The sequence below is a fragment of the Mycobacterium sp. TH-M82 genome (genome assembly GCF_057473605.1).
Genome location: NZ_JBYCKY010000189.1, coordinates 1 through 5850, shown reverse-complemented (window position 1 = coordinate 5850; position 5850 = coordinate 1). Strand labels below are relative to the sequence as shown.

The window sequence follows — 5850 nt, the reverse complement described above, 5'->3', positions numbered from 1 at the left end:
AGCGGGTTCGCCAAACCGATCTGGTCCAGCACCCGGACGTCGAGTCCGCTGTTCATGCCAAGCATGCCGAGGTTGGTGAAGAACACCGTGTGCGGCCCGGCTCCGTTCGGGTCCGGGTCGGGTGGCATTCCGGCAGGAACGGTGACCGGCACAATGACTGGAACTACGTCCCACTGGTCGTAGTCGCCCGACGGCAGCAGCAGCGCCCCGGCGGGGGTGTTGGCGATCGTGGTGAGCACGGCGCGCATCCGCGGATAGTCCAGGTAGTCCGCGGCCGTCAGCGGATGCGCCTGCCCGACGGCTTCGGCGTAGAACCGGCGCTCGTCGACGATGCCGGAGTAGCTGACCCGGGTGGCTTCACCGTAGCGGTGGCCCATCCCCGGCGACCTGGTCACCCACAGCGACCATCCGGCCACCGCCAGCCACAGCGCGCTGACCGTGACGACCAGCAGGCGACCGGTCCCCCGGCGGTATTTCACGCCATCGGGCAGCACCACCGGGATGACCGCCACCGGGGCCAGCACACACAACAGCGGCGCCAGCAAAACCCGGCCGTGCATGAAGTCGCCGCCCTGCCGGATCCAGTAGACGCCCTGCAGCAACCCGCTGAACACGATGAAACACACCACCGCCGGCGGGCTCTGCACCAGCTGTGCGGCCCGGCCGTAGCCGGGGGGCACCGTGCGCCGGATCCACCAGGGCCGGCTGCGGGTGGTCGCCAGCAACACCCCGAGCACCGCCAGCAGCGCCGTCGGCACCCACAGTGCGTATGGGGCGTTGAAGTTCGCCAGGTAGATCATCCCCTGCGCCCACTTGTCGCCGGCGGCGTCCTTGGCCACCGCGGTTGCAGGCACCAGCAGCGCGTAGTAGCCCATCCGGAAGATCTGATAGGCCACCGGCAGCAGGCCGCCGGCCAGCACGATCAGCACCCGCCGCCGCCGGCCCCGCGCCGCGATCAGCATCATGATCAGCGCGCCACCGCCGATCAGCGCCAGTTCCGGGCGCACCAGCACGCTGCACCCGGCGACGAACGCCATCGAGGCGATGAACACCTGCCCTCTGGCCCGGGCCTGGGACGTCCGCAGCGCCTGCGACCAGGCGACCAACATCCACCAGAGCAGGCCCAGGTAGGCCAGCACCAACCCGTTCTCCAGACCGGAGGTCGCGAAATCACGCGCCGGCGGCACCGCGATGTAGGCCAAGGCACCCGCCGGCAACAGCAGCGCCCGGCGGCCCTGCAGGCTGGGCGCGTACAGTCGCCCCGTCCCGAGCATCACCAACGCCATACCGGCGACGCTGAGCAGCAGCGCGAACGCGAGCGCCACATACTCCATCCGCACCGGTCCGCCCAGCCAGGAGCCCACATACAGCAGGTAGGTCCAGACCGTGGAGGTGTTGGCTTCCACCCGTTCGCCCGCGTTGAACACCGGCCCGTTGCCGGCCAGCAGGTTCCGCACGGTGCGCAGCACGATCAGCCCGTCGTCACAGATCCAGCGGCGCTGCCAGGCACCCCAGCCGAACAGCACCGCGACCGTGACGACGCTGCACCACAGGCTGATCCGCACCATGGCGTCGTAGGGGAACGCGGGCCGGCGCGAGGTGCCCAGGGCCACCGGCACCGGCCGGCCGCCGGGCGGTACCGGTGCCGGGAGGGCCCTAGCCGAACGCAATGGCAGCACCGATGGTTCCGATCCAGGCTAAAAACAGCAGCTGTAACACCCGGTCGCGCAACGCGATGTCTTCCGGTTCCCCGGCCAGCCCGCTGTCGACGTCGACCGCGTAGCGCAGGATCGCGATGGTGAATGGCACCATCGACACCGCATACCAGGAACCCGAGTAGTGGTCGCGCTCGAACGCCAACAGCCCGTAGCACACCACCACCGCGGTGGCCGACATCGTCCAGACGAACCGCAGATAGGTGCTGGTGTAGCTCTCCAGCGACTTGCGGATCTTGGCCCCGGTGTGCTCGGCCAGCTGCAACTCGGCGTACCGTTTGCCGGCCACCATGAACAGCGACCCGAATGCCGCTATCAGCAAGAACCATTGGGACAGGTAGATGCCGGCGGCCGCACCGCCGGCGATGGCGCGCAGCAGAAATCCCGACGAGACGATGCAGATATCCAGCACCGCCTGATGCTTGAGGCCGAAGCAGTAGGCCAGCTGCATGCCGAGGTAGACGGCCACCACCAGCGCCAGGTTCGGGGCCAGCCACCAGGAGACACCCAGTGCGGCCGCGCCGAGCAGCACCGCCAGGGTGTAGGCCAGCCACTGCGGCACCACACCGGCGGCGATCGGCCGGAACCGCTTGACGGGATGTTCGCGGTCGGCCCCGACGTCGCGGACGTCGTTGACCAGATACCCCGACGAGGCCGCCAGGCAGAACACCACGAAGGCAACGGCCTCCTTGCCCAGCACGTCGCCGTAGTCGTACTGCACACCTCGCCCCGCCGCCGCCAGCGGCGCGAGCAGCACCAGCAGGTTCTTCACCCACTGGCGCGGCCGCAGCGCCTTGACCACCCCGGCGATCAGGTTCGCCGGCGGTGCGGGTGTTGACGCCACTTCTCTACTCATCTCACTCCCTGCGGCCATCCAACCGGATCGCGGCCGCCGCCACGGCGGCGCCTACCGCGATTCCGGTGACCACGTCACTGGGATAGTGCACCCCCAGCACCAGCCGCGACAACGCCATCGGCGGCACCAGCAGGGCGGGCAACGCCAGACCGGGCAACCCGATCACGCGCCCTAGCAGGATCGAGGCCGCCGTGGTGGAGGCGGCATGCGCCGACGGAAAGCTCAGCTCGCTCGGGGTCGCCACGTTGACCGCGACCGCGCGATGGTGCGGGCGTTCGCGGCGTACCACCTGCTTGACCCCCACCGCCGCGGCGTGCGCGGCCAGCACCCCGGCGCCGGCGCGCAGCCAGGCCCGCCGTCTGCGCGGTTGGGCCAGCGCGCCGAGCGTGGAGATCACCAGCCAGCCGAGGCTGTGCTCGCCGAAATGTGACAACCCGCGCGCCACGGCCAGCACCCCCGGCTGACCGGCCAGCACCGACTGAACGGCTACCAGCGCCGCCACCTCACCGCCGCCACTGCGGGGCTGCACCGCCTCAGCCACGACGCGACGACGGCTGGAGCACCGTTTCCCACTTCTGCTTGCTGGACAGCGTCGGCAGCGCGGCTCGGTAGCTCCGGCGCAGCGCGTCGAACCGGCGGGCCAGCCGAAGCTGACGCCGCAGCGACTGCGCCAGCAGCGTGAACATCGTGGCCCGGTCGCGCTGGCGGTAGACCACGCCGCACCCGTCGGCGGTGGTGACGGTGGCGCCGTCGAGGGTGGACAGCACAAACCACCGGGCGTCCTGGGTGGGCACGTTGAGCTGCGGGCGCCGGTGGTGCGCCGGGTCGGCGCGGGTGAGGTTGTGCAGCATGCCGCGGGCCAGCCGGTAGCCGATGGCCAGCGGGTGCGCCGGCGGCTTCATCGGTTTCCGGCGCTGCGACGGGCGCGGTAGTTCGGCCGCCGCCGGTAACACCACCGCGTCGGGATAGGCCGTGCGCATTGCGCGCACGTCCGGCATCGCCGATTCCAGGATCGAGAAGATGTGCTCCGGTCCGGCCAGGAAGTCGTCGATGGCTTTGTTCTGGATGGCGACCGTCGAATACTCCAGGCAGGCAAGGTGTTTCAGCGTCGCCTTCAGGTGGCTGCGCAGTAGTCCGGCGATGTTGCCGTCCCAGTGCAGGGCGGCCACCACCAGCCGGTTGCGCAGATGGAAATAGGCCTGCCAGTCGATCGCGTCGTCCTTGTCGCTCCAGGCCATGTGCCAGATTGCCGCGCCGGGCAGGGTGACCGTGCCATAGCCGTGCTCGGCCGCGCGCAGCCCGTACTCGGCGTCGTCCCACTTGATGAACGCGGGCACCGGCTGGCCGATCTCCTCGGCGACACTGCGCGGGATCAAGCACATCCACCAGCCGTTGAAGTCGACGTCGATGCGGCGGTGCAACTCCGGGGTCTCGGCCAGCGGATCCGTGGCGAAGTTGTGGTCGTATTCGGTGTGCGGGGCGTTGGTCCACATGAAGACTTCCGTGTCGACCACCTCACCCATGATGTGCAGATGCGACGGCTCCTGCAGGTTGAGCATCTGCCCGCCGACCAGGGTGGGCGCGTGCGCGAACCGGTTCATCGCCAGCGCCCGCAGGATCGAGTCGGGTTCGATGCGGATGTCGTCGTCCATGAACAGGATCTGTTCGCAGTCGGTGTTTTTCAGCGCCTCATACATCACCCGGCTGTAACCGCCGGAGCCGCCCAGGTTCGGCTGGTCGTGGATCGACAGCCGGTCGCCCAGCCGTGCGGCCGCCGCCGGAAAGCCGGGATGGTCGCACACCTTCCGGCTGCCCTGGTCGGGCACGATCACCGCGCCGATCACCTCGTCCACCAATGGGTCCGACGTCAGGTCGGCCAGTGCGTTCACGCAGTCGTCCGGGCGGTTGAACGTCGGGATGCCGACCGCGACGTTGGCCGGGCCGGGTGCCGGTCGTGGCGCGTACCAGCCTGCGCTGTGCAGCGTGACCGCGCTGTCGGTGGTGATGTCGAACCAGATCCAGCCGCCGTCCTCGAACGGTGCCAACCCGATCTCGAACTCGACACGGGCCGGCTCGCCACTGACCGCCGCGCCGTCCACCGTGATTCGGGCGCCGGTCGCCTTGGAGCGGTAGATATCAACTCGTGCCGCCCCGCTCATTTCCACCCGCAGCACCACCGACTCCACGGTCGACCAGCGTCGCCAGTAGGAGGCCGGGAAGGCGTTGAAGTAGGTCGCGAACGACACTTCCGACTCCGCGCCGATCTCCAGGCTGGTGCGGGTGGGCGCGTGGGCACGGCGGGTGTTGGTCGTCGACTCCTCGATGTAGAGCTTGCGCACGTCCAGCGGTTCGCCCTGGCGCGGCAGGATGACGCGTGCCAACCGGCTCACCGCGCGAGAGGTGTCATCGCTCATCTGCGCCTGCTCCTCTTCATCGCCTCGTCCTCGGCAAGCGGGTGGAGATCCCTTCTCCTGGTGTGCTCGGACTGCATCGTCGCCGATGGCGTGTTCGCGTCCAACGGCGCACCGTCGGAGAAGTGCGGCAGGAGAACGTTGTCGTACATGTTCAGCGCGCTGGCGATGGCCATGTGCATGTCCAGATATTGATAGGTGCCCAGCCGCCCGCCGAACAGCACTCCCGCCGAGGCGGTTTCGGACCTGGCCCTGGCCCGGTAGGCTGCCAGCTTCTGCCGGTCGGCTTCGGTGTTGATCGGGTAGTAGGGCTCATCCTCGGCCTCGGCGAATCGCGAGTACTCCCGCATGATCACCGTCTTGTCGGTGGGGTAGTCACGTTCCGGGTGGAAGTGCCGGAACTCGTGAATGCGGGTGTAGGGCACCTCGAGATCGTTGTAGTTCATCACCGAGGTGCCTTGGAAATCTCCGGTTTCCAACACGTCGACTTCGAAATCCAGTGTCCGCCAGCCTAACCGACCGTCTACATAGTCGAAGTAGCGGTCCAGCGGTCCGGTATAGACAACGGGAGCACGCGGGTTTTCTGCCCGCAGTTCGTCACAGACGTCGAACCAGTCGGTGTTCACCCGGACCTCGATGCGCTCGTCGGTGGCCATCGTGGTCAACCATGCGGTGTAGCCGTCGACCGGCAGCCCCTCGTAGGTGTCGTTGAAGTAACGGTTGTCGAAGGTGTAGCGCACCGGCAGCCGGGTGATGTTGCCCGCCGGCAGTTCTTTCGGGTCGGTCTGCCACTGTTTGGCGGTGTAGCCCTTGACGAACGCCTCGTAGAGCGGGCGGCCGATCAGCGAGATCGCCTTCTCCTCGAAGT

General features: G+C 68.4%; 4 protein-coding genes and 1 pseudogene. All 5 read right to left on the bottom strand.

Going from position 1 to position 5850, the window contains the following annotated elements; all coding sequences use genetic code 11:
* On the bottom strand, positions 1 to 1568 hold a 1568-nt coding region (locus AC2VON_RS05670), incomplete at its 3' end, for an arabinofuranosyltransferase AftB family protein (protein WP_486952060.1).
* An 88-nt stretch (positions 1569 to 1656) separates the two neighbouring features.
* Positions 1657 to 2571, bottom strand: coding sequence for a decaprenyl-phosphate phosphoribosyltransferase (locus tag AC2VON_RS05665; RefSeq protein ID WP_486952059.1), 915 nt, complete (start codon positions 2569 to 2571; stop codon positions 1657 to 1659).
* Position 2572: 1 nt separating this feature from the next.
* Positions 2573 to 3112 (bottom strand): phosphatase PAP2 family protein, encoded by a 540-nt coding sequence (locus AC2VON_RS05660; RefSeq protein ID WP_486952058.1) that lies wholly within the window; start codon positions 3110 to 3112, stop codon positions 2573 to 2575.
* Complete coding sequence (locus tag AC2VON_RS05655; protein ID WP_486952057.1) at positions 3105 to 4985, bottom strand: glycosyltransferase; 1881 nt, start codon at positions 4983 to 4985, stop codon at positions 3105 to 3107. Before AC2VON_RS05655 ends, AC2VON_RS05660 begins: the two co-directional genes overlap by 8 nt.
* Positions 4986 to 5086: 101 nt before the next feature.
* A pseudogene (locus AC2VON_RS05650) lies at positions 5087 to 5850 on the bottom strand (UDP-galactopyranose mutase); the annotation flags it as partial.

Coding starts and splice junctions, on each gene's coding strand:
- AC2VON_RS05655 (WP_486952057.1), bottom strand. CDS start 4,985: ATGAGCGATGACACCTCTCGCGCGGTGAGCCGGTTGGCACGCGTCATC.
- AC2VON_RS05665 (WP_486952059.1), bottom strand. CDS start 2,571: ATGAGTAGAGAAGTGGCGTCAACACCCGCACCGCCGGCGAACCTGATC.